Genomic DNA, 24,258 nt, shown 5'->3' on the forward strand with positions numbered 1-24,258 from the left:
GACTTGTCGTTTATATAAGACTGAAGCGGTGATCCGGATCGAAACCAGACCAGCGTTCAGCGAGCGTATCGGTATTCCCTCTAAAATAAGTGTTTCCATCCCGGGTCATCCACAGGACATCATGCCTGTCATAATGACGGTTTAACCAGCCTACTGCCTCGGCACTTCCCAAAATACAGACGGTCTTGGCAATAATCTCACATTGCGATGCATGCTGGCCCAGAACGGTACACTGCAGCACATCCGTATCTGCTGGCTCCATCGTCCGGGGATCAATTAAGTGATGTGAAAGGCTTCCGTCCGTATTCTGCCACTGTCTTCGCACAATCCCAGAAGTGGCAACTGCACCTTTCCTCAATTGAATTCTCCCTATCAGATTACGCTCCTCTTGATAAGGATCGGTAACTTGCACGGACCACATCGGATGAAGTGTTGTCCCCCATGCCTGAATATCTCCACCTGCATTAATTAATCCGGCCGTAATATGAAGTGTACGTTGCAGCCAATCGGCAATACGTTCAACGGCCCAGCCCTTAACAATGCCCCCAAGGTCCAGCTCAGTCCCAGGATCCTTATGAACCATTCGGCTACCTTCCCTTTGAATCCAACGTGGGCAGCTATAGTCATATTCGTCTCTCAGCATATCTGTTATATCCGATTGTCGAATACCCAATCTGCGTTCGGTTCCAGATGGCTGAAGCTCTCTTTGTTGCAGCTGCTCGAAGCTGACATCGTAACCGGAAGCCCGCAGAGCCTGAGAGATACCTGGCTGAAAGATCCCTTCCGTCTGTCCAATATAACCGTATGCCAAACTTAACACTTCATCCATTGCTGCGGAGGTTGGCATCCATCCTGTGCAACGATTCAGACGATTCAATTCACTGTCTGCCACAAATCGGCTGAAACGCTGTTCCTGCGTTTCGAACCAATTCTTCACCAGCGCTGCCGCATGCTCAGCCTCTTCCCGTCCCGCTGCCAACTGTACTTCCACGTCCGTGTTCATCGCCCGGAAGCGGAACCTGAGGAGACGGGAGACTTGCTCTGTGCGGCTCATGATGCACCTGTGCGTGACTGATAGTTGCCACGGCTATATCCGGAGTCTGTATCCTGATTGCTGCTCTGATCTGTTATCCAGCCGCCCGACGACTTGCCTTGATTCGGAACAATGGTAGTGCTTCCATCAGTCGTTCCCTGATCCAGGTTATTGCCCTCATTGGACGATGCATTGGAATTGCTATCTGTGTTGTTCGTCCATTCGTCCATGACATCATCCTGAGCATCTATCTGGGTAGAAGCTGTACTGCTTATATCGGTACCATTAGCCGCGGCATAAGCGACATCAAAGGCATCAGAAGTTCTTACATATTGAAAGAGTGCAGCCACGGTCAACGTTGCTGCCGCTGAGGCTTGCCATTTTCTCCATTGGTTTCGTTTTTTCCTGGTCATCGCTCTTCCCTGCTTTCTCTGGCGAAGTTCATGCATTTATCATAGAAGTGCTGGCTTAAAAGAAGATGAATGAACGGTTAAGAGAGACTAAAGCTTTAATTTTTTTTAGTCGTTACACGCAAAAAAGACTCTGAACAGGAGATTCTCCTGGTCAAAGTCTTTTCATCCTAAGTATTTTCGATAAAAAAGAACACTCCGTCGGGCTGCTGCTCCTGTACAATGCACTCCCGCCGAATCAATTCCTGCAGATGTGCCAACGTCTCGCTCATCGCAAAACGAAGCTGATGTGTTCCCAATCGGTCGCCGAACATCATTACACAGATATCATACGCACTCGTCGGTGCTTCGCGGATTCGCTCCATCATCTTCTGAAGGCGCTCTTCGTGATGTGTGAGCAGATGAACCGTTCGATCGGCAAAATGGCCAAACGGATTCCGATGCCCTGGATATGCCACTTCCACATCCAAAGCCCCCAGTCGATGCAGCCCTTCCATATAAGACAGTAAGGGCTGATTATCACTTCCCGGCTGCAGGCTGATATTCGGTGAGATCTGCGGCAATACGGCATCTCCACACAAGATCTCCCTGGAGTCCGGCGCATAGAAGGATAGATGCCCTGGCGCGTGACCACCGGTTTCTACAGCAAGCCACTTTTTCCCGCCCATAACCAGCCAATCGCCATCTTCAATCGGTGTCACTACCGGAAGTGGCGTAATCTGTGAGATGAATCCCTCCATATGTTCGCGGATCTGCTGCGTCTTGTCTTCCGGCATTCCATGGCGACCATAATATTCAGGCAAAACTGTATTGATGGTTGCCTCCGTTCCCCACATGTAATCCGCTTCCTGGCGGGATCGTGTGGACATTCGGGCAGGCACACCCGTTTGCTGCTGTATCCAGCCGGACAACCCCAGATGATCGGGATGATGGTGGGTCAGTACAATCTGACTAATATCCTGAAAAGTTAAATCGAAATCTGCGAGTGCTTCGTGCCACTCCTGTTCCGTCTCAGCACTGCGTGGTCCCGGGTCAATAATCGTTATTGTTCCATCCGGTTCATGAAGCACATAACTGTTCACCCAGCGCAGAGGAAAAGCCATAGTAATCTTGACCCGATGCATACCCACTGGCATGGAAATGGATTCTGTTCGCTTCATTATTATTCTCCTCCAACTCTACTGCTCCGGCCGATGACCGACAAAAATCATCCGCGACGATGTCTGCTCATCGTACTTCTCTTCATCATAACCGCCATGTACCTGATCCACCACGAGTCCTGCCTCGTGAAGCAGATCACGTAGTTGTTCGCGAGTGTACAGCTTGACGCGTTCCTGATAGATTCGTGGTTTTTGGCCCGATGCGGTATCGGTGATGTGAATTTCTTTTTGCACAAATCCATCCTGGATCTTGCGAAACTCCTCAATATTCTGTCCTTCGCTTTCACGTGTTGAATGCTGCACCAGATGACGAGTCACATAAGCCGTGTTCATAAAATCAATAATATAGCTGCCCCCCGGCTTCAGCATCCGATGAATGGCGCGTAACACTCTTAATTGCTCTCCATCCTCTCGGAAATAACCAAATGAAGTGAACAGATTGACTACGGCGTCAAATCCGCCTTTCAACGGAAGCTCACGCATATCGGCATGATACCACTCTACACGATGTTCGGTGTCCATATTGCGTGCTTCACGCAGAAGCACATCAGACAGGTCGATTCCGGTCACCTGGAAACCAGCGTCAGCAAGGGCCAGAGAATGTCGGCCCATGCCACAGCACAGGTCAAGTACCTTGGACTTTGCCCGAAGCTTTAACCAATTGATCATTTTATGTACTTCCTGATATGCACCTTGCACATCCCGATGTTTGTACACAAGAAGGTAGTCTTCTCCAAAACTCTTTTCATACCATTCCGTCATTACGTATCGCCCTCCACATGGTCACTGGCCCAACTATCCGTAATACGCTGTTATACCAGCCGAATCATATCTCTATAGCTTTTAGCCATTGTATCGTCTTTATCCTTCAAACTCAAAAATTTCCATGAATCGTCCGCATTGAACGGCCGGAAACCACACGATATAATGTATAAACATGTTGAAGAAGCAGCAGGAGGTGTTATTTATGATTCGGATTGGACTTACGGGCTGGGGAGATCAGGAAGATTTGTACCCGAACCGTACCAAAGCGAAAGACAAGCTCCGTCTGTATGGACAATATTTTACGACCGTAGAGGTAGACAGTTCCTTCTACGCTGTTCAGCCTCGGGACCGGATGGCACGTTGGGCAGCGGAGACGCCGGAATCCTTTGCTTTTATCGTCAAAGCCTATCAGGGGATGACAGGACATCTGCGGGGAAAACCCTATTTCACAAGCACCTCGGAGATGTATAAGGCTTTTCGTGAATCGCTGGAGCCTGTCATGGAAGCAGGCAAGATGCAAGCGGCCTTGTTCCAGTACCCGCCGTGGTTTGAATGCAACCGTGACAACGTCAATGAACTTCGTGAAGTAAAGCTGAGAATGGAAGGCATCCCGTGTGCCCTCGAATTTCGTCATCGCAGCTGGTATGAAGAGGGCATGCGTGAACGGACGCTGGCATTTCTGAAGGATCAAGGCTGGATTCACAGCGTCTGTGATGAACCTCAGGCGGGGCCAGGATCTATCCCTATTGTACCCGAAGCTACCGATGCCGAAATGACGCTGGTGCGTATGCATGGGCGCAATGTATCAGGCTGGCACCAGAATGGTGCGCCCAATTGGCGCGAAACCCGTTATCTGTATCGCTACAACCAGGAAGAGCTGCTGGAGTGGAAGGGTTATCTGGAGCAATTGCAAGAGCAGAGCAAAGATGTGTATGTGATTTTCAACAACAACTCGGGCGGCGACGCCGCTGCCAATGCACAGATGATGATGGAGCTGCTGGAGCAGCCCGTGAAGCCCTTCCCTGACCGTACGGAGCCGGAGGAGGAAGAGGGACCGGAGCAATTGGAACTGTTTTAAACACAATTTAATTCGGATTCTGAACAAAATGTTTCTAATATTAAGTCTATTGACAAGGAAAAAGCGGCGCAACCTTAAGGCTGTGCCGCTTTAATTGTCGTTAGGCTATATGCAGATGAACTCATGGTTGCTGTATTAGCGTTGTGCGGCTGTAACCGAAGAGTCGAGCAAATTCCGGTTTAGCTGCTGGTTCATTTTATAAGCTTCGATCCCGGCCAGGAGTACAATGCCGATACCGTGCGTATCGTTCAGAATCCATCCCAGATCGTCCCGGTAATAGAGTGCGGTAAAGGAGTAACCGGAACCCCGGCATACACCGTACACATTGCCTTTGTAATCAATGGACAGATGGGTCATGCCCTCCCATCCTTTGCGCACCGCATCCAGGTAGGCCTCTGGCTGCTCCAGCCAGCCTTCACGAATACCGCGGGCATAGGCGTAAATGAACATTGACGTGCAGGAGGTTTCCTCATACGAATCCGTGCGGTTCAGCACCTGATGCCAGAGTCCATTTTCACCTTGCAGCGCCAGATACCCCTGACATAAATCCCGGTAGAAGCTCAGCAATTCCGGCCGTTTGACGTGGTCATTCGGCAGAATCGATAGTAGTTCAGTTAGCGAAAACAGAACCCATCCGTTTCCGCGCCCCCATGGAATGCCTGTCGCCCGCCCACGCACAAAATCATACACATGGGACATGATCTGTTGTTCGGGAATATAGAGATATTTACGGAACATGAGAAACTGGTTGATCGCATCATCCCAATAAGAAGTATCTCCCGTCAACTGACCGTAACGCATCAGGAAAGGTGTGCTCATATACAGATCATCACACCACATCGTTTCCTGGCGCATCTCTCCGCTGCCACGAACACGGTAAAAGGCTCCGTCGTCCAGACGTTCCTGTTCATCCGTGATGTAACTCGCAATACGATCTGCGGTGTTCCTGCCTCCACGAATGTCGCCGAGTTCCATCGCTGCAAGCAGTGTAGAGCCAAACGAACCGCAATCATCCAGACTGTCGATCGCGGACAACTGATTATTAATTCCCGCGGCGCCGTACCCTTCCCGATCCCATAGACCATAACGATCAAACGACGTACTCAGGCCGATATGGTCCCTCACATACTGAACATAGTCGTCACGTCCCAACTCCTGTCCAATCTGAAGGAGTCCAAGCAGGGTAACACCGAGTGGATAATTCCATTTCCCATAATGGGTATTTTCCAAATAGGGACGAACACTGGTTTCGGGAAGATCTACATGCCAGTACACGCCTTGGGCTCCATCATCAAATACGGTATCTGTTACCACGATGTCTTGGGGAGATGGTTCAGAGCCTGGAGAAAATACGCCCGTATACAGCCACGCATCGGGGCATCTTGCAACCGGATGAGGTGGTCTTAATCTCCAGCCTTTTGCAGTGGAATCCTTCGCATCCTCCAGAGTGAATCCCCACAACTCGCTCCCAGCCTTGGTTTCACCTTTCGCCACCAGATCAGATGGACCGTAGCGGCGAGGCAGTTCAATGCGGAAATTGCCGCTTTGCCCAGCAGAATATATCTCCTTGCCATCAACGTACAGGGTGAGTGCACCCTCATGTTGTCCTTGCAGAAGAACTGGTGTCGAGCCTGGTTGGATGACATCCAGTTTGGACCATGCGTACGCAACAGCCGGCTGCTCTGTACCAAAGATTCTGGCGAAAGCTCCAGCATTCTGTTCCCCTTCTGTCCAGTCCCTGCGCGGATACCAGGAGAGGCCCGTTTCTTCTTCAGTCATACCATCACGAGGGAGTGATGATAGAGGTTCATCGACTGGTTCCGAGTACAACCAGCCCTCCTGGCCTTGGCGATCCACACCTGGTGTGAGGAAGTGAAGCGGGAAGTTTTTAAATGAGGCCGTTCCGTAGATTCCGCCGAATCCCACCTCTGTTTTTACAAAACAAAGCAACACATCGTTCCAGCCATATTTCACGGAAATCGGAATCTGGGTTCTGCGCTCGGGAAATAACTCCTGCAATAACTCGGATTTGAAAATCTCTTCTCCGTTCACATAGACCGTCACCGGACTATAACAATTCAGTCCCGTATTTAACGTAGCCTCCTGCTGGCTCCACAACTTGCCCCATACGTACACGTACTGTCCTGCACGAGCCTCTTTCCACTTGGCATCCAGATTTAGATCATAACGATAATCCCCAAGTCTGCGGAAGCCTCCACGATGGTACGCTCGGAACAAAAAGGAGTGTTTCGGATGGTCCCCAATATAACGCTGTGCCACGGTAGTCAAAATATCCGGAATTGAATCATACACCTTGCCTGCAATCGCCTCGTTCTCATGAAAATAACGAATGATCGTCAGCTCCCTTCCTATACCTTGATTCGTTCAGTTAGACGCAATGTCTCTCCAGCCTTCACTTCAACCACCTGCTGATTCGCCGTAAACCAGACGGAGATAGCTGACGGATTGTGGATGATGGACCGATCTGCTGAACATTCCAGACGTTTGACCGCTTTCCAGTAAGCAATCACTTCGATGTTCGTTGCGTACCAGATGTTATCCCGGCCGCCAATCTGCTCAGCAAACTGTTCTATAATCTGCCAATTGTCGTTATCATTGAATTCGTAGCTGTGACCCCATACATATAACAAGAGTGGCGTACCTGTCTTCGTATGCTGGATAAAACGTTCGGCATGGACCGCCAGATCATGGTTGTGGTGGCAGGTTGGATGCCATTCGAGCGGCCGCTCAGGCAGTGTGTACCTGCCGTGGGATTCAACCGTACGTGCATAATCGATGCCGAGCCATTCCATCTTGGTACTGAGTGAACGGTCATAACCTCCATTAGGATAGGCCATGCCTCGTACCGGATAACCCACCAGTTGTTCCAGCGCTCTCCGATCTTCCATAATCTCTTCGGTCAGCAGCTCATCCGGGACATAGGGCAATGTGGGATGGGTGACCGTATGTACAGCCACTTCATGCCCGGCATATAATTCCGCTACTTCTGTCGTCTCAATTCGGCCAGGCTTGCTCAGCGTACCGGAATTCAGATTGAATGTGCCCCGCAGTCCATGTTGATTTAAAATCCCCACCAGTCTACGATCATGCACCACCCCATCGTCATAACTGAGCGTCAACGCCTTCAGCACGCCACCTGGGTAGCGGTCAAACTGGATACGATGTCCCATCTTTTTACTCCTCCCACTTGCTTCTTCAAAAGCGAATGATTCACACTGAATTCACTGCGTGGTCAGAACGTCCTTCCAGACCTGTTACTGAACCGATCAGACCATTTCCTTCACATCAAAATATCGAAAAACACCCTGACCACCACGATGCTCAGATCGCGTGTTTACAGCAAAAATCCCCATTTTCGCGCCAACCCAAAGGGCTGTCGTCGCGTTAAACGGTGTACCGATCGGTTGAAACTCCGTTCCATCTTCACTCCAGCTGAACTGACAACGGGCAGGTTCCGTCAAGGTAAACCGGAAATGAATGGCCCAGCCGTTTTCCGGTGTGCCATTCCCTTCCCAGTCCAGCCCCGTTTCTTCCCATTCATCTGCGTGCAAGTGGCTTTCCGGACGTTTGGCACCTCGAATCAGCGATAATCTGGCTGTTCCATCTTCCGTCTGCGTCAGGCACAAGCTTGCATATGAATCGCCAAATAAGATAAGTCCTGCCCGATCACCTGCCTGCTCTGGCAAGAACGTCAACTTGGTTGTCGCTTCAAATTCAGAGGCAGGCAGCTTCTGTAAGAGCAGTTGTGGGACTCCAAACAAGGATTGAATATTCTCCGGGTATGGATGCGCATATAACACCAGCCCCTCTTCCGAACCAACATCAGCCCATTCCGGGCGCGAATTCGCCTGCCATTGCCATTGGAGTCCAAGACGATCGGCCTCAAAATGATCGGAAACATCAGGCACCGAGACGGGATAGGAAGCTCCAACATTCGGCTTCGCATATATATCGACGGGTTCACCTGTTCCATTACCTTCACGATCTATGCCAATGACAGGCCAGCCATCTTTGCTCCATGACATCGGCTGCAGATGAACGATTCGCCCATACGCATCGCGATCCTGAAAATGAACAAACCAGGACTCACCCGACATCAATTCCACGTATCCTCCCTGATGAGGTCCATTCACCACGGAAGCTCCCTGATGCATGACGATTCGGTCCTCATATGGCCCAAATACCTGTTCCGAACGCAAAACCGTCTGCCACCCTGGCTTCACGCCACCTGCCGGGGCAAAGATATAATAGTTCCCATCTCGCTTATAGAATTTCGGTCCTTCAATTGTCGGATGATGTTTCGTTCCATCAAAAACAATCGTTCCTTCATCCAAAAGCTTGCTTCCATCCACAGCCATGCGGCATACCTGAATTTTGCTTTTGATCCCGCAACGGCTATGGGCAAAAGCGTGCACCAGATAAGCCTGGCCGTCATCATCCCATAACGGACAAGGATCAATCCACCCTTTTACCTCATGAACGAGATGCAAAGGGGACCACTCTCCCTCGGGATGATCCGCAGTGGTCATGAAGATGCCCTCATCCGGTGTACTGAAGAAAATCCAGAACTTTTCATCGTGATACCGAATGCTTGGAGCCCATACACCTTTCCCATGCAGTGGCACATCGTATCCTGGCAAATCCAGCCGTTCAATGGCATATCGTACAAGCTTCCAATTCACCAAATCTTTGGAGTGCAGAATCGGTAACCCCGGCGTATGCGAAAAGCTGGAAGCCGTCATATAGAAGTCATCGCCAACACGAATGACATCAGGGTCGGAATAATCCGCATGCAGAATCGGATTGCGGTACGTACCATCCCCTTGATCCGCCACCCAGATTGGCTTCATACGTTGCTGATTAGATTGGGTTGTACCCATGCTTTCCCTCCTTTATATGTTCTTGCCAATCAGTCATCTCGTGAGGTTTATTCTTCAGCTGATATATGATTGGCTTCCTGCAAACTGTGGCTGCCCGAATCAAAATACGTACCTTCCAGCAGTCCAATTAATGTATTGGTAACTCGTACTTCAATATCGTTATCTCCTGCTCGAAGCCAGGAAGCTTCTCCCGTCCAGCGATATGGAGACCAGCATCGAACGCCCAGACTGTGACCATTCACCCGTACCTCTACCACATCCTGTACCTGCCAGTCGCTGAATTCCAGTTCAAAGGACGTGATCTCTTCAGCAGGCTGATCCAGCCAGAAGCTTCGTTTGTAACTCATCTCCCCTGCAAAATGAGGATAAAGCGGCTGAGGTTCAGGCCCAATTCGGGTCGCCGTATCCGGCTCGCGAACGAGAGAGACCATGCCTTCATGATGGAACTCTACACCAAACCGCCCTTGCAGATACAGCGGATCAACGATACCTTCTTCATCCCTCGTGACCTGTACGGTAACGGTCATTTCATTCAGACCACTGTGTAGGAACTCTGTTATATTGCAGCCAATATTGTTGTGATCGGTAATTTCAAGCGGCTCGAATTGATTGGGTCCGATCTGTTGTCCGTTGATTTCCATGTTCCAGTTACCTGTTATCGCCGCCCTGTCCATGAATAACAAACATTCTGCCAATGACGTTCTCAGTTCAAATGTAGTCGTATACTTGCACTGGATTGGATAGGCAACGGATGCTTTCTTCGGTGTGCCAAATACCTGATTGAACTGGAGCGGCAGATGATGGTTCTCCGATAATTCAGCCGCCTGGTCAATAAACGGTTTGACTGCGATATGATCACGTTCAAAAATTACACCGTTGTAATTGGAAGCATCGAGGTGGAATTTTCCGATTCGAAGTGTGTTCGGTTGAATACTTTCCAGCCGCCAAGGTCCCTCCGAGGGAAGCTTAATGGTGCAGGTTTCGTTCTCGGTAACTAAACGATCCACGCCAAACTTCATTCCTTTTTGGTTCAGAGCAAAAGAATTCCCCTCTGTTGCCTCTTGGGCATGTTGTAAAGTAAGCCTCACAGCATGTGCTTCATAGGGAGCAAGCTTTAGTGAAATGCACCACTCACCACCACTGCTGGTAAACGGCAATGATTCGCGCTGTCCTGTCTCCAGATCGAGCCGTTCCGCCAGCAGAGTTGTACCCGCTGAAAGATCCACATCCGTCCATAGCCGCTTGGCTACCATTTTCAATTGCCCTTCAAGTTGTTGTCCTTCCTGGTTGGACAAAAAGATCATAAACTCTCCGTCCGATAATTGACGGGTCTGCATAAGCAGCGACGCACTTTCTTCTTCCATAATCCAACAGATCGGTTCGGGCAGTACCTGATCCAGCAGCAGGGAGATCAGTTCCAAGGAGAAGTCATCCCCGCGACCTGTTCCCGCAGGTAGAAAATAGGCATTTCCCTGTCCCTGCTGCCACATCAATTCGCTGCTGTCATGACCTGTTTCTTCCGCATTGCCCCAATATGCCTCGTGCGGCTGGTTACCTGTACCAAAGAACTGAGCGGCCTCATCTCCTACAGGGCTTCCTGGCTGGATGGCTACATGCGGCGGCATGCCTACAGATATGACCGTTCCTCCCTGTTCCACGAACTGCTTCACCTGCTGCCAGGCTGCTGCCTCCAGGTTCAGCATCGGCGGAAGAATCAGCACTTCATAACGTGCAACGCCAATCTGAATTGTGCCCTCGGCCAGCACAGCTTCCGCTAACAGCTCGGGGTCCAGATGATCATAGTCACGTCTGTTTTCGAGCAGGTGCGAAGTGATCCGCATCCAATCGTTCGTGAGACGATCCAGCTTCACCCGTTCTGCTTCGTCTTCTCCGCCATATTCGAATCCGTGAAGCGGATTGCCCATGAGGCTCCAGAACGTGGTCGTTGGATCAAGCACGGCAATTCGAATGTCCGCTGTCCCCGTGCTCATTAGATAGCTTAAACGTCCCGTGTAATCTCCCAACTGGCGAAAATGACGCCAGTACGGGTTCTGTATAAACTGGGATGGCGGTGCATCATGCTTGGCAAGTCCTCCGATGGTATAGAAAAAGGCGTGGAAGTTAAAAAAGTTGGTGCCCATGGCTGCCATCCGGTCAATCATCCATTTGGCATCCTGTAAGGTCATCGACCAGCCTACACTGTGGAAGCACTCAATCAGATTACGGCTTCGTCCCAACTGTCTGGCAAGCGAGCTGACCATCTTGGGATTGTCGCGCATTTTCTTGCCATACCGTTCCAGAATCCAGGATAAGGGGCGTCCGATTTTCTCATGTGCCGAATCTCCACCTGGCATGTGGCTGAACAACTGCGTGGTCATCCGTACCCCGGGCACTTCTGCCGCATACTGAATCCCCGCTTCTTCGCACCAGTCATGTACCTGTTTGTGATACGACTCCCTAAGCAGCAGATGCAGCGACTGGTAATAGTCATACCGGATTCGTTCTGCATCTGGAACATCGCCATGTAGCAGAGCAGGTAGGGACTCGATCAGACTGTAACCACAGCGTTCACTGAAATAGCGGGGAAGCTGTGGAGACCAAGGGATACGCCCAAGCGGCGCGATCTCATCAGAGAACATACCTTTGATTACGCTTTCAAACTGTTCTCCAACCGCTTCTTTATACCGGTCATGGGTCAGTTCAATAAAACGGCTCATCGCTTCCTTGTGACACGGGTCTACAAAGTTGCCGTAATACTTGAAATCATCCATCTCTTCTTCCTGAAATATAATCACGTCCCATTCCCCAGCGGGAGCTTTCCACAACAGGCGAAAAGCCGTTCGGTATGTAAAAAACCGCTTGCGATTATATGACGTGAGTCCTGTCTCCTGATATACCTGATCGGTCTGGATATTGCCGATGTTGCTGCGCAAATCAATGGATTCATGCCACAATCTTTGGCCCTGTGAATCCTTTGGTATTGCCTTTGCGACTAAAATTCGGCCCCATGGCAACTCATGATCCACTGTTTGTCCGCCATGAACACGAATCTGCTGATGCACAAGCTGGCGCTGCTTCGCCTCAGGAAAATCAAGTGTCACCTCACCGCCGGCCATCCCGCTTGGATAGGGATACTCGTCATATAACCAGACCTGCATGCCGCAGGCAGCCGCCGCTTCCACTGCAATCCGTACCTTGTCAAACCATGCTTCGGACAGATAGGGAATCTCCAGCCCTTGACGTGGACAGATGAAAAAACCACCTACGCCCTGTGCAGACATTTCAGATATTTGTCGTTTGATTTGCCCCTCTTCCATATCCCCATTCCAAAACCAAAAGGGATGAACCCGGTACTGCGCCTCGGGATTTTCAAATGCATCCCCGTTCCACATGTCGCTTCCTCCCTGTATGCTCAAGAGTAGTCGTCCTCTACCATCACCGTTCATTTAAGTTCAAATAGGTTTGTTTTGCATTGATTATACATCAAAAACCAAAAACTGGAAGCCATAATTCACAAAAAAAAGAGATGAAGATGGTTTTTAAATATTCTGAACTAACTAGGGATACACGGAAAGGCCCGACTGCCGCCATTACGCTGAAAGCACGGCTGCCGGGCTCTGGAATATAGATCTACTTCAGTGCAGCGTACAACGCATTCACTTCTTTGACATACTCATCTCCGCCGCTGCTCTTCCAAAGCGCAACGGCATCCTGGAATCCTTTCTCATCAATCTGCCCTACAATGAATTTGATTCGGGCATCATTAATGATGTTATCCAGCTGCGGTCCTTTCTGGGCATACACATCGGAAATGAGCGGTTCGCCAGGATTAGCAATGACGATTTCCTCATTGGCTTTCTGCACCTGCGCAACCTTTTCGCGAACAGGTGTCTGTTGCACACGAAGCGTTTTATCCTCTGGAATAAACATGAGGATCTGGTTCAGACCCTGTACATCTCTCAGCGCCAGTTTGTCGGTGGTCGGAATGATGTAACCCTCTTTTTTCTCATACTGCTTGCCTTCCAGACCGTTCCCTAGCAGCGCCTGCAATTCAGGTTCATTCAACTGATCCAGAAAACTCAGCACCTTTTTCAGGTCTTCTTCCGTTTTGACACTGCTTTTGGAAATGGCAATCATGCCGGAATAGCCGGACGTTGGCATATCGCGTAAACCCTTTGGACCTTCCATCGCTTGAAGCACATCCACGTGCCCCGTTGCTGATGGATCCTTCTCCAATATTTTCTGATCCATGCGCTGTGCGTTATCTGCCACATCCACCATCACGCCTGCCTGCCCGTTCACAAAAGGATCGGACAACTTGGTTGCATCCATCACGGCAAAGTCCTTGTTGACCAGACCTTCGCTATAGATCTTACGGAAAAACTTCAGAGCTTCCATATACTCCGGTGTCTCATGCGCCGGCATCAAACCTCCGTTACCATCATCGCCCCACTTGTTTGGTGCACCAAACCAAATTTGCATGTTATCCCACGGACCGGTGAATTTGCTCGCAACTAGACCATAGGTATCGTCCTTACCATTGCCATCCGGATCATCCTTCGTGAACGCTTTCAATACGTTGTAGAACTCGTCAATGGTCTTGGGCTCTTCCAGACCGAGCTTCTCCAGCCAATCCTTGCGGATCGTGACACCGTTACGTCCAAGGGCACGTGCGCGGTAGATGCCGTAGGTTTTGCCATCGATGGAAGCATTGTTAGTAATAATTTCATTCATCTGGCTCAGGGTCGGATAGTCTTTCAGATAGGGTCCAAGCTCCCAAAAAGCTCCGGTACGAGCCGCATTAATGAAACTTGGGGACTTGCCCAGCACAACCATAACATCGGGCAGCTTGCCCGAAGCCAGCGTGATATTGAATTTGTCCTCATAGGAGCTGCTCGGTACCCATTGCAGATTCACATCCATCTTGGTCAATTCCTCAAGCTTCTGAATCACAGGGCTGTTATCCGGCGGATTCTCCGCTTCAAAGTTCGGAAGCATGATCGTGATCTGATCCGTGCCACCCGCAGCTGTTCCTGAACCTACTTTGTCCGTGGAGCAAGCTCCCAGAACCGTACTCAGTACCAATGATGCAGAGAGTAGCAATGCTCCTTTTTTGAATCCCGTCTTTTGTCCCATACGTTCTCCCCCTTGGCTTTAGCCTTTGATTGAACCTAACATGACACCCTTGGCAAAATGCTTCTGCAAAAACGGATACACCAGCAAAATCGGAATGGTACCGACCACAATGACCGCCATTTTAATGGACTGCTCTGGTGGCTGCACAAAATTGGGGTCCATGTTCGCCATATCTCCGACACTGGCCTGCGAGAGCAGAACGATCTGTCTCAGCATGACTTGCAGTGGCCATTTATCACTGTCGGAAATGTACAGGAGTGCCGAGAAAAAGTTATTCCAGTGCCCTACGGCGTAGAATAACGCAAATGTGGCAATCACCGGTTTGGATAATGGCAGAACAATTCGCCACAGTACCCCAAGATCCGAACAGCCGTCGATGCGGGCCGCTTCCTCCAGCCCTGGCGGCATTTGTTGAAAAAAGTTTTTGACAACAATTAAGTTAAAAGCGCTGATCGCGCCAGGAAGCATGAGGGCCCAGTAGGAATCCAGAAGTCCAAGTCCACGAATGACGAGATAGGTCGGGATCATCCCGCCGCCGAACAGCATAGAGAAAATCACCATGTTCATCATGACATTCCGGCCCCAGAAATCACTTCGGGACAGCGGATAAGCCATCGTCAGCGTGAAGAAGAGATTGACCAATGTACCTGCAACCGTAACGAATATCGAAACGCCTATGCTGCGGAAGATGGTGGACGAGGAAAAAATATATTCATACGCACTGAATGAAAACACCTTCGGGATGAGAAAAAAACTGCGTTCGGTAATCTCGGCTTCGGTCGCGAATGAATTTCCTATAATATACAGGAAAGGAAGGACGGTTAATATGCCCAGAATCCCCAGCATGACGTAATTGAAAATATCAAATACTCTGCCGGCAGGGCTGTTGTATAGACGGCTGTTCATGGGCGATTTCCTCCTTTTCAATGGATGACTAACACGTTCTTAATAGATTCCGGGATGCCCGAATTTCTTGGCCAGTTTGTTGCTGCCCAGCACCAGAATAATTCCAACCAGAGACTTGAATAACCCAACCGCGGTACTGTAACTGAATGCACCTTGCGTAATCCCTACGGTGTATACATACGTATCAAATACGTCTGCCACATCACGGTTCAGCGAGTTGGTCATCAGATAGATCTGTTCAAAACCGGTATCCAGGAAGTTCCCCAGCCTGAGAATGAGCAAGATGACAATGGTCGTGCGGATCGCTGGAAGCGTAATGTGCCACATGCGCCGTAATCGTCCTGCACCATCCACAATTGAAGCTTCATACTGCTCTGTATCCACACCTGCAAGTGCTGCGAGGAAGATAATCGTTCCCCAGCCCATCTCTTTCCACATCATCTGAACAATAATAAGCGGACGGAATGACCCCGGACTCGCCAATACATCGATCGGTTTGCCTGTGATCCAGGAGATCAGGTCATATAATACCCCGCCTTGCGGAGTCAGGAACACATAAGTGATACTCGCGATAATGACCATGGATACAAAGTGAGGTACATAGACCAGCGTCTGAATCGTTCTTTTGAAGAAAGCGACCCGGATTTCATTGAGTAACAAAGCGATAATAATCGGTGCCGGGAAAAAGAATATAAGATCATATAGGGCAAGGACGAGCGTATTCCTCAGCAATCGGAAGAAATCTGGATTGGAGAAGAAATTCGTAAAGTTCTCCATGCCCACCCATTGACTGTCGCGAATGCCTAGAAAAGGCTGATAGTCCTGGAAGGCAATAACGATCCCCCACATGGGCAAGTATTTAAAAATGACAAAGTACAAAAAACCGGGAAGTACAAGCACATATAGCCATTTATTGCGTTTAATCTGCCTCTTCCAGTTGGACTCCCGCTTCATCGGCAATGCGGCCATTTCCACTTGGGCTGCTGTAGAGCTATTTCCATTCCAGTCCGTCTTCCTGTTCATAATGTCTCCCCTCCCTATTTATGTAAGCGTTATCAATATACCTGTTATTCAGACTATACAGCTGCCTTGTTTCCGGCAACCTTCATTTTTTGCATGGTTGCGCAAAGTGATCCAAAAGCCCGCTATAACGCCATTCCCACTTCGAATTGGACATATTTGGGCTGAGGTAATTGCACATTTTTGCAGCATTATCCTTCTTTGTTTCCGAAGTGAAACATGAAAAACCGGAGTCCCATGAAGCGGGATTCCGGTCAGCAATGAAGTCTGATGAACAGGTTTATTTACCCAGCCATTGATCCCGGTACTGGCTTGGTGTTAAACCTTCCTGTTTCTTGAAAATTCGATTAAAGTAACTGTGCTGGTATCCAACAGCGCCTGCGATATCATTGATTTTCATCGTGGTCTCACGCAGCAATTGCTTCGCCGCATCCATTCGTACACGTGTTAAATAATCAATGAAATTCATCCCGGATACTTGCTTGAACGCTTTGCTTAAGGCGTAAGGGGTCATCTGTTCCGCATCTGCACAGCCTTCCAGGGAAAGATCATTTCTATAATTCTCATCAATAAACAACATCGTACGTTCCACTACCTGCTTCAGCGGCTCCTGGGATCGCATCTCGATCTCCTGAACATATGGCAGCAATACTTCTCCGATCATCCATTTCATCATTTGTGCAGGTTCACGAATCGTGGACAATCTCTCATACATGTTGCAGCCACCAAACAGCCTATAAGGCGTTACCCCGGTCTGCAGCATCATGTGCTGAATACTTCCCAGCAATTGAAGCATCATCTGCTGCACCTGGAATTCGGAACTGCCCGCTCGGGTGATCTCGGTCATAAATTGTTCCAGTACGCCCTCAGACTCATCCCTTTTCCCAAGCCTGAGTGCCTGAAGGATCTCACGTTCCAGCCCCAGTGGATACGCGGCTTCTTCCGTTCTGCGGAAACACTGCTCATCCTCCAGATCGAGAATTTGGCTCCCGTCTTCCACGCTGCGATAAGCAACCGCCTGCTCCATCTCCACGAATAATCCCGGCAATTCCTGCGGGGAAGCAACAGGGCGACTTACCATCACCGTCACGTTCAATTTCAAGGTCTGACCAATGACTTCCACCAGTTCCTGTCCCCATAACAACGCTTGTGATTTCACTGGCTCGTCCTTAGGAGCAATTACAAGCATGGCTGAAGACAGGTCGTGAAAGTTCATCACACTAATTTGACTGAAAACATTTTTGGCAACTTCTTCAATGATATTAACTGCGGCAAAGGTAACCAGTCCCGTATCCTGGCTCCCAAATCGCCCCTGTAACTGGGCATAGCCCGTAAAATACATCTGAAGCAGCAAAAACTGCTGACCTTCCACCTCAAAGCCAAGATTTCTCATCCGCTGCTGCAGATCCTGCTCGTTATAGGCATACAGATGGCCCTGCACCAGTTGTAGTACAAAACTGTCCCGCAAATGGGGAAGCTGTTCCTGCAATTGCCGATGGGCGGTCAGACTCTGCGAAGTCAACTCGTTCCACTGCTGTTCCAGCAGCTGGAATTCATCCAGCCTGGTGTCTGTTGTCGCTCCATTCCTGCCCGGTGTCAATAAATGGAGCATCCTTGCTACGGGGGAGTAAATACGGCGTGATGCGAACCAGGATAACACCAGTCCCAAGATAAGACTGCCCGCACTCGCAATGACGATGATTTTGGATACGAGCTTTACCGGTGAGGTCACCGATGTCAGCGGAGCTGCGGAGACATATGTCCAGTCCGAATCAATTCGACTCAGGGACCCATAGGACACGGAATAGGTCTCGTCCTCATATTTGAACAGGAATGAATGGTTGTCTGAATGCAGGCCCACTTCTTCTTTTAGCTGCTGCTCAAAAGCAAGGTCAGCCTTCCCTGCTGCCGGATTACCGGTAACCAGCGTGTTCCCCTCCTGGTCCATGAGAAACGTTAAACCTTCATCATATGGAGTAAGCGTTTTCAATAAGCTGGCGACTTTCTCATTATCCAGCCTAATGATCAGCGCACCAAATGGATTAATGCTTTCACCCGGAATCTTATGTACAAGAACCAGTGCATTACCCGGATCGGTATGCAGAATACTTTCCTTCGTTTGAGATGCCTTATCACTGCTCTGCCTCGCAACCCAGTCTGTCCAATACACATGGTTCCCCATCGTCAGATAGCGATCATAGGCCTGTATTTTTGCTTCATCCTTCAACTCGTTATAATCCCGGTTAAACAAAATCGATTTCGGTTCCTGCAAATATAGCTGTGCGGATTTGATGAGCGGATGAGAGCCTTGCAACACGTAAAGTGTGGTGACGATCTCCTGTGTTTCGTTGAAATAATACACAAAATCCAGCGTTCGCAGCGCATTGCCAAACCTGGGTTCAAAAGCCCAATGGGACAATGTCATCTCCAGATAAGCAAGCTGGTCGTCCACATTGCGCGCCCGGTTCTCAATCTGGCTTTGGTGCATCTGATTAAATTCATTTTCCATCTGTCCAACGACCAACTGATACATCACGATACCTGTAATCAGTCCGGGAATGCTGGCAATGAGCAAAATAAGCATCAGACTGTTTCGATAAAACCGCCCTTTATGGCGTCCTGCGGTTAACCCTGGCCAACGCGCGAGTCTGCCGAAGAATCTTACCTTCCTAGCTGGTTCCATCAGCGCTCACCTGCCTGCTTGCGTATGGTCTGACTGTCATGGGAACTCCCTCAACTCCCCTGCGGAATGGTTTACATGAGAATATATGGATGAAATCCGTTTCTTGTATTATACGCATAATTTCCAGGGGAATGAAACGGTATGTAGCAGATCATTTTTTAACCAATGTTTTATTAACGCATCAAAATGGATTACAATAGGGTAAAGCAAAACATGAAGGAGGCCTTTTAATGAAGGAACAAACGTATTTTCAAGAAAATAGAGAGAAACACCTGTCAGAATTGAATGAATGGTTATCCATTCCAAGTATTTCAGCCATTTCGGCGCATAAAGAGGATATTAACCGTGCGGCACAATGGGCTGCAGATGCACTCACTCGTGCAGGTATGGAAAATGTAGAGGTTATTCCAACAGCGGGACATCCGATTGTATATGCAGATCACCTGCATGCACCCGGCAAACCAACCGCACTGATCTATGGACACTATGATGTACAACCTGTCGATCCGCTTAACCTATGGGAAACACCTCCATTCGAACCTACCGTTCGTGACGGCAAACTATTTGCACGTGGTGCTACGGATGACAAAGGACAAATCTTCTTACATATTAAGGCGGTTGAAGCTCTGCTTGCCGAAAACAAGGAACTTCCCGTTAATGTGAAATTCTGCATCGAAGGCGAAGAAGAGATCTCCAGCCCGAACCTGCCGATTTATCTGAATGACAATACAGACAAGCTGCGTGCAGACATGGTACTAATTTCGGATACATCCTTGCTCGAAAAAGGAAAACCGGCAATCTCCACAGGTCTGCGTGGTCTTTGCTCGCTCGAAGTGGATCTAAATACAGCCAACACGGATCTGCACTCCGGTTCATTTGGAGGCGGTGTACCGAACGCACTGCACGCACTCGTATCCCTGCTCGCTTCTTTGCATGATGAGCAAGGCCGCGTGAGCGTAGATGGTTTCTATGATGGCGTTCTGCCGCTCTCTCCTGAGATGAGAGAAGAGTTCGTGAAGCAGGGCTTCAATGAAGAACAGCTTCGTCAAGACCTCGGGCTGGAGCAATTGTACGGGGAAGAAGGTTACTCGTTCGTGGAACGTGTTGGCGCACGTCCGACGCTGGAACTGAATGGCGTATGGGGCGGATTCCAAGGTGAAGGCACCAAAACGGTTATTCCGAAGGAAGCTCATGCCAAAATTACATGCCGCCTTGTTGCGGATCAAGATCCACAGCAGGTGCTGGACCGTATCGAAGCACATCTGCGCGCTCATGTTCAACCAGGCGCAACGCTGCATATAAAACAGATTGAGAAAGCCTTTGCCTTCAATACCGATCCTTCGGATCCAGTACTGCAAAAAGCAGCTGATGCCTATGAGCAAGTGTACGGCGTTCGTGCCCTATTTACGAAAGACGGCGGCTCCATTCCGATCGTGGAGAAACTTTCACGCGTGCTTGGTATTCCAGCTGTTATGATGGGCTTCGGTTTGCCAGATGAGAACCTACATGCACCGAATGAGCATTTCAACCTGGAGAACTTTGATAAAGGGTTGTTGACGATTGTTCAGTTTTTAAAAAGTTTGTAAAGTTTAGTTCATGTGAAAAATAAGTGCTGGAAAGCGTGCGAAGTGGCCGTTCCGGTGCCGAATCGTTCTTTCGATCGCTGTTATCCCCGGATTTCTTTGATTCCCTTTTGACAAAGGTGAAATCCGGGGATAGCATATGCTTTCGAAGTAGCTTTCTTGCAGAAAGCTTTTAGGCGAGCGCTTCGCTTCTCCAGAATCGATTTCGTCCCCTTCACTACTTTGCAGCTTTTCCATGAACTTATTTTAAGATTGATCCTACTTTACAAATGAAGGGTAGTAGGAGGTTAGGTAGATACAACAAAAAAACGACGGCCCTAGAGGTCGTCGTTTTTGATTTCAAGGAAAATGAATTCTATGCGTGAGTGAGATTTAAATTGGATAGTAGGTTCAAGTACAACTTTAGGACCGGTGTAAAATGATAGCTTTCCGCATGCAGGCATTAGGCTACGCTATTCGCCTTATAAGTGACATACCTAAAGGGAGTCCTGCCATATTCATGACAGGACTCCCTTTTTGCTTCTCAATTTAGACAGTTAAATTCGTTACAACGGCTCGTTATTTTTACCTTTTAACGAACCTAGCACGTGCAATTTCGACGTAAATCCACAGTTCTGGCGAATTAACGAATCGTAGACGCTTTATTTCCTCGTTTTGCATGTCATTCATCAGGTTTTTACTGGAATAACGTGGCTGACGTTTGTTAGCCATTCCAATCTAGACTAATCCTCATAATAAGGTGTGACAGGTTCATTAGCATTGTGTCCGAAGGGGCAAACCCACTTCCGGAGACATCCTCCAGTTCTACTCCTGCATCCTCCACTTATGAGCGGAAGGTTGTGAAATTTAACATATGCACAAGCTGCATCATGTGCGTGATTTCCTGCTGGACTTCGGAAGTGTCCGTACCAGCCATCGCCAGATTGGCCCGCAGCGTTCTACGGGTGTTCAGCATGCCGTCGATTAATTTCATGACCGTGTTACGTCCACGATGATCGACAATGATATACTTTTTGCGTGCATCCAGCTCTACCCATACGATATTGCTGAATGAGGTGAACAGGTGTCTGCGGTACTGCTCCATATCGGTCTCATTGTAGTGCTCGCCATAAAAGGCATAATATCCGTGTACGTGCAGCTTTTCCGCCAGCTCTGTGATGAACGGGTCGAATTCGAGCATAGCGTTACGTTCCATGTTTCACGCCTCCGTAATGCGTGATCCGCAGATCCCGGCTTTTTTGAGATCTATTTTAACATAGTCCCTGGCATTTTGCGTAATGGCTATGATTCGGACAAAAATAAAGGCTTCCATATGTTCTGTTCGAAACCACTCCCTTATGTTGAACGATCCACTTCTAACCGACATATAGTGTTCCAGCACATCCTGTCTTTTTCGAATGGAAGGGAGAATACCGATGATTGTACACATCTACTGCATATGCTGGAATGAAGAAAAGATGCTGCCGTTCTTTTTTCGCCACTATGATGACATCGCAGATCAATATTTCATTTTCGACAACGGTTCCACCGATCAATCCCTCGCTCTGTTGAAGTCCCATCCCAAGGTGAATCTCAAACGTTTTGATATTCAGGACAACTCGCTTATACGATCCGCACAACATCTATTCAATCAATTTTGGAAAGCAAGCAGAGATAAGGCTGACTGGATTATTGTCTGCGACATCGATGAACATATCTATCATCCAAATCTCAGACAATACCTCCAGCAATGTACCTCGCAAGGCATTACTCTGGTTGTTCCCCAAGGATATCAAATGGTATCTGATTCCTTTCCTGGAGACGGTGAAACTTTATGCCGATCCGTACGAACAGGAGTAAGGAGTACTCTGTTTGACAAACCCCAAATCTTTAATCCGAATGCTATCCAAGAGATGAACTTCGGGCCCGGGCGACATCAAGCTGCGCCTTCCGGAGAAATCGTCCGGCCTCACTCGAGTGAAGTACTGCTTCTTCTGCACTACAAGTATCTGGGCCTAGAATACTTGAGTTCACGCTACTCCACTCTGAAGCAGGGACTTCGTGAAGATGACACCGCTAATCGCTGGGGTTTTCATTACTTATGGGATGAAGCGGAAAAACGCCATCAATTCGAAGTTCTGAAGAACCAATCCGTAATTGTACTGTAACTTAATGGGTAGAAAAACAGTCGTCGCCTTAAGGAACGGAATAGGATACAAAATATTCAGCTACACTCTCTTAATCTTCCTAGTTAACCCTGTTCATATCAAATATGAAGGAAGTTGATGCTCCATGGCTATTCTATCGTCAGGACCCATTGAAAATAATCTTGTTGCAGGCACAAGGCCGGTTCAGCAAATTACTGTCATTTTAACCAACAGAGATGCAGCTAACTCCGCAACAGTTCTGATTCAGGGCTATTCTTTGCTCGGTGTACGAATGCTGTATGTGCTTGAGGAAATTTCGCTGACACCAGATGTGGTTATAACCAAAAATTATGCTGCAAATACGAATGAATACGAATTTGTATTTACGACAAGCGGGCCTGCCGAAGGTCTTGTCGAAATTTCGATGTGGGGTCAGGACGGTACGGGTAATCTTGTCAATGCACAGCGTATTGTCGCGGATGAGAAGTTGGGTAATTAAGGAAAAATCAGCAAATGAACAGAGGCAAACTTACAAACGCAACATATCATTGAATCATAGTTTATAGAGAACTTGTTCTTTTCAGAACGATGTTCACAAATTTTTCTAAGGAGGTGTTAGGTATGGCTGTTCTTTCAACCGGTCCCATTGCCAATGCTCCAGTTAACGGAGTGAGACCCACGCAGACTGTCACCGTTCTTATCGATAATCCTAACCAGGTAAGCTCCGCTAACGTATTGATCCAGGGCTACATTCTTTCCGGCACCAGAATACTGTATGTACTGGAACACAGAGCACTCGCTCCCAATACAGATGTGAACCTCACTTTTTTCGCCAATCTCGATGCATTCGAGTATCTGTTTACGGTAACCGGTCCGGCAGAGAATGACATCCAGATCTCCGTTTGGGGCAAAAATGCAAGCGGACAATTGGTGCCAGCCCACCGTCTCGTGTCCGACGAGCTCCTGGGTTCCAGTGTTGGACCACAGGGGGATCAAGGTACTCAAGGACCTCAAGGTACTCAAGGACCTCAAGGTACCCAAGGACCTCAAGGTACTCAAGGACCTCAAGGTACTCAAGGACCTCAAGGTACCCAAGGACCTCAAGGTACTCAAGGACCTCAAGGTACCCAAGGACCTCAAGGTACTCAAGGACCTCAAGGTACTCAAGGGCCTCAAGGTATTCAAGGGCCTCAAGGTACTCAAGGGCCTCAAGGTACTCAAGGACCTCAAGGTACCCAAGGACCTCAAGGTACCCAAGGACCTCAAGGTACCCAAGGACCTCAAGGTACCCAAGGACCTCAAGGTACTCAAGGACCTCAAGGTACTCAAGGTACTCAAGGACCTCAAGGTACTCAAGGGCCTCAAGGTACTCAAGGGCCTCAAGGTGACCAAGGACCTCAAGGCGACCAAGGGCCTCAAGGCGTTCAAGGACCTCAGGGCGACCAAGGGCCTCAGGG

19 protein-coding genes are annotated in these 24,258 nt (G+C 48.9%); 5 read left to right on the plus strand and 14 right to left on the minus strand.

The window, feature by feature from the left end; all coding sequences use genetic code 11:
* Positions 1-10 precede the first annotated feature (10 nt).
* From ACFVQB_RS25060 to ACFVQB_RS25075, 4 genes are all read right to left on the minus strand, one after another.
* Positions 11-1,054, minus strand: a complete 1,044-nt coding sequence (locus ACFVQB_RS25060) for an FAD:protein FMN transferase (RefSeq protein ID WP_379445860.1) — start codon at positions 1,052-1,054, stop codon at positions 11-13.
* Complete coding sequence (locus ACFVQB_RS25065; RefSeq protein ID WP_379445867.1) at positions 1,051-1,446, minus strand: hypothetical protein; 396 nt, start codon at positions 1,444-1,446, stop codon at positions 1,051-1,053. Before ACFVQB_RS25065 ends, ACFVQB_RS25060 begins: the two co-directional genes overlap by 4 nt.
* Before the next feature lie 167 nt (positions 1,447-1,613).
* A complete protein-coding gene (locus tag ACFVQB_RS25070) occupies positions 1,614-2,603 on the minus strand; it encodes an MBL fold metallo-hydrolase (protein WP_379445869.1) in 990 nt (329 codons plus the stop codon).
* Positions 2,604-2,621: 18 nt separating this feature from the next.
* Positions 2,622-3,365 (minus strand): class I SAM-dependent methyltransferase, encoded by a 744-nt coding sequence (locus tag ACFVQB_RS25075; protein ID WP_379445876.1) that lies wholly within the window; start codon positions 3,363-3,365, stop codon positions 2,622-2,624.
* Positions 3,366-3,570: 205 nt separating this feature from the next.
* Here ACFVQB_RS25075 and ACFVQB_RS25080 point away from each other — a divergent pair, with 205 nt between their 5' ends.
* Positions 3,571-4,446 carry a DUF72 domain-containing protein gene (locus ACFVQB_RS25080; protein ID WP_379445879.1) on the plus strand — a complete coding sequence of 292 codons (876 nt, stop codon included), beginning with the start codon at positions 3,571-3,573 and terminating at the stop codon, positions 4,444-4,446.
* A gap of 135 nt (positions 4,447-4,581) precedes the next feature.
* On the opposite strand, the gene ACFVQB_RS25085 is transcribed toward ACFVQB_RS25080, so the two are convergent.
* The 8 genes from ACFVQB_RS25085 to ACFVQB_RS25120 all read right to left on the minus strand — a co-directional run bounded on the left by ACFVQB_RS25085 (position 4,582) and on the right by ACFVQB_RS25120 (position 19,092).
* Positions 4,582-6,759 carry a glycoside hydrolase family 88/105 protein gene (locus tag ACFVQB_RS25085; protein ID WP_379445884.1) on the minus strand — a complete coding sequence of 726 codons (2,178 nt, stop codon included), beginning with the start codon at positions 6,757-6,759 and terminating at the stop codon, positions 4,582-4,584.
* 56 nt (positions 6,760-6,815) lie between these two features.
* The gene (locus ACFVQB_RS25090; protein WP_379445888.1) at positions 6,816-7,637 is read right to left on the minus strand and encodes a polysaccharide deacetylase family protein; all 822 of its coding nucleotides are present in this window, start codon (positions 7,635-7,637) and stop codon (positions 6,816-6,818) included.
* A gap of 96 nt (positions 7,638-7,733) precedes the next feature.
* Positions 7,734-9,347: a glycoside hydrolase family 43 protein gene (locus ACFVQB_RS25095; protein ID WP_379445893.1), complete on the minus strand. Its 1,614-nt coding sequence runs from the start codon at positions 9,345-9,347 to the stop codon at positions 7,734-7,736.
* A 47-nt stretch (positions 9,348-9,394) separates the two neighbouring features.
* Positions 9,395-12,739 carry a glycosyl hydrolase gene (locus ACFVQB_RS25100; protein ID WP_379445899.1) on the minus strand — a complete coding sequence of 1,115 codons (3,345 nt, stop codon included), beginning with the start codon at positions 12,737-12,739 and terminating at the stop codon, positions 9,395-9,397.
* 238 nt (positions 12,740-12,977) lie between these two features.
* On the minus strand, positions 12,978-14,483 hold the full coding sequence (locus ACFVQB_RS25105) for an extracellular solute-binding protein (RefSeq protein WP_379445904.1): 1,506 nt from the start codon (positions 14,481-14,483) through the stop codon (positions 12,978-12,980).
* 18 nt (positions 14,484-14,501) lie between these two features.
* Complete coding sequence (locus ACFVQB_RS25110) at positions 14,502-15,389, minus strand: carbohydrate ABC transporter permease (RefSeq protein ID WP_024632531.1); 888 nt, start codon at positions 15,387-15,389, stop codon at positions 14,502-14,504.
* Positions 15,390-15,428: 39 nt separating this feature from the next.
* Complete coding sequence (locus ACFVQB_RS25115) at positions 15,429-16,358, minus strand: ABC transporter permease (protein WP_379446873.1); 930 nt, start codon at positions 16,356-16,358, stop codon at positions 15,429-15,431.
* A gap of 331 nt (positions 16,359-16,689) precedes the next feature.
* Entirely contained in the window at positions 16,690-19,092 is a 2,403-nt protein-coding gene (locus tag ACFVQB_RS25120) for a helix-turn-helix domain-containing protein (RefSeq protein WP_379445922.1), read from the minus strand.
* A gap of 230 nt (positions 19,093-19,322) precedes the next feature.
* Between ACFVQB_RS25120 and ACFVQB_RS25125 the strand changes: the two genes are divergently transcribed.
* Entirely contained in the window at positions 19,323-20,678 is a 1,356-nt protein-coding gene (locus ACFVQB_RS25125) for a dipeptidase (RefSeq protein WP_379445946.1), read from the plus strand.
* A gap of 820 nt (positions 20,679-21,498) precedes the next feature.
* Here ACFVQB_RS25125 and ACFVQB_RS25130 read toward each other — a convergent pair.
* Positions 21,499-21,870 carry a hypothetical protein gene (locus ACFVQB_RS25130; RefSeq protein WP_379445952.1) on the minus strand — a complete coding sequence of 124 codons (372 nt, stop codon included), beginning with the start codon at positions 21,868-21,870 and terminating at the stop codon, positions 21,499-21,501.
* Between the two features lie 220 nt (positions 21,871-22,090).
* On the opposite strand from ACFVQB_RS25130, the gene ACFVQB_RS25135 reads away from it, so the two are divergent.
* Positions 22,091-22,822, plus strand: a complete 732-nt coding sequence (locus ACFVQB_RS25135) for a glycosyltransferase family 2 protein (RefSeq protein WP_379445957.1) — start codon at positions 22,091-22,093, stop codon at positions 22,820-22,822.
* Positions 22,823-22,946: 124 nt separating this feature from the next.
* Positions 22,947-23,300: a hypothetical protein gene (locus tag ACFVQB_RS25140; protein ID WP_379445961.1), complete on the plus strand. Its 354-nt coding sequence runs from the start codon at positions 22,947-22,949 to the stop codon at positions 23,298-23,300.
* Positions 23,301-23,434: 134 nt separating this feature from the next.
* Here ACFVQB_RS25140 and ACFVQB_RS25145 read toward each other — a convergent pair whose 3' ends face one another.
* Positions 23,435-23,806 (minus strand): hypothetical protein, encoded by a 372-nt coding sequence (locus tag ACFVQB_RS25145; RefSeq protein ID WP_379445963.1) that lies wholly within the window; start codon positions 23,804-23,806, stop codon positions 23,435-23,437.
* Here ACFVQB_RS25145 and ACFVQB_RS25150 point away from each other — a divergent pair.
* Positions 23,778-24,258 (plus strand): hypothetical protein (locus ACFVQB_RS25150; protein ID WP_379445968.1); only part of this gene is annotated, 481 nt, incomplete at its 3' end. The genes ACFVQB_RS25145 and ACFVQB_RS25150 overlap by 29 nt on opposite strands.

This window comes from Paenibacillus sp. NPDC057886, from assembly GCF_042796655.1.
Taxonomy (GTDB): Bacteria; Bacillota; Bacilli; order Paenibacillales; family Paenibacillaceae; genus Paenibacillus.

Excerpts from the sequence above, each read along its gene's own strand:
- ACFVQB_RS25115 (WP_379446873.1), bottom strand. The coding sequence starts at position 16,358 with ATGGCCGCATTGCCGATGAAGCGGGAGTCCAACTGGAAGAGGCAGATT.
- ACFVQB_RS25065 (WP_379445867.1), bottom strand. The coding sequence starts at position 1,446 with ATGACCAGGAAAAAACGAAACCAATGGAGAAAATGGCAAGCCTCAGCG.
- ACFVQB_RS25120 (WP_379445922.1), bottom strand. The coding sequence starts at position 19,092 with ATGGAACCAGCTAGGAAGGTAAGATTCTTCGGCAGACTCGCGCGTTGG.
- ACFVQB_RS25140 (WP_379445961.1), top strand. The coding sequence starts at position 22,947 with ATGGCTATTCTATCGTCAGGACCCATTGAAAATAATCTTGTTGCAGGC.
- ACFVQB_RS25105 (WP_379445904.1), bottom strand. The coding sequence starts at position 14,483 with ATGGGACAAAAGACGGGATTCAAAAAAGGAGCATTGCTACTCTCTGCA.
- ACFVQB_RS25125 (WP_379445946.1), top strand. The coding sequence starts at position 19,323 with ATGAAGGAACAAACGTATTTTCAAGAAAATAGAGAGAAACACCTGTCA.
- ACFVQB_RS25110 (WP_024632531.1), bottom strand. The coding sequence starts at position 15,389 with ATGAACAGCCGTCTATACAACAGCCCTGCCGGCAGAGTATTTGATATT.
- ACFVQB_RS25060 (WP_379445860.1), bottom strand. The coding sequence starts at position 1,054 with ATGAGCCGCACAGAGCAAGTCTCCCGTCTCCTCAGGTTCCGCTTCCGG.
- ACFVQB_RS25070 (WP_379445869.1), bottom strand. The coding sequence starts at position 2,603 with ATGAAGCGAACAGAATCCATTTCCATGCCAGTGGGTATGCATCGGGTC.
- ACFVQB_RS25130 (WP_379445952.1), bottom strand. The coding sequence starts at position 21,870 with ATGGAACGTAACGCTATGCTCGAATTCGACCCGTTCATCACAGAGCTG.
- ACFVQB_RS25075 (WP_379445876.1), bottom strand. The coding sequence starts at position 3,365 with ATGACGGAATGGTATGAAAAGAGTTTTGGAGAAGACTACCTTCTTGTG.
- ACFVQB_RS25080 (WP_379445879.1), top strand. The coding sequence starts at position 3,571 with ATGATTCGGATTGGACTTACGGGCTGGGGAGATCAGGAAGATTTGTAC.
- ACFVQB_RS25100 (WP_379445899.1), bottom strand. The coding sequence starts at position 12,739 with ATGTGGAACGGGGATGCATTTGAAAATCCCGAGGCGCAGTACCGGGTT.
- ACFVQB_RS25095 (WP_379445893.1), bottom strand. The coding sequence starts at position 9,347 with ATGGGTACAACCCAATCTAATCAGCAACGTATGAAGCCAATCTGGGTG.
- ACFVQB_RS25090 (WP_379445888.1), bottom strand. The coding sequence starts at position 7,637 with ATGGGACATCGTATCCAGTTTGACCGCTACCCAGGTGGCGTGCTGAAG.
- ACFVQB_RS25135 (WP_379445957.1), top strand. The coding sequence starts at position 22,091 with ATGATTGTACACATCTACTGCATATGCTGGAATGAAGAAAAGATGCTG.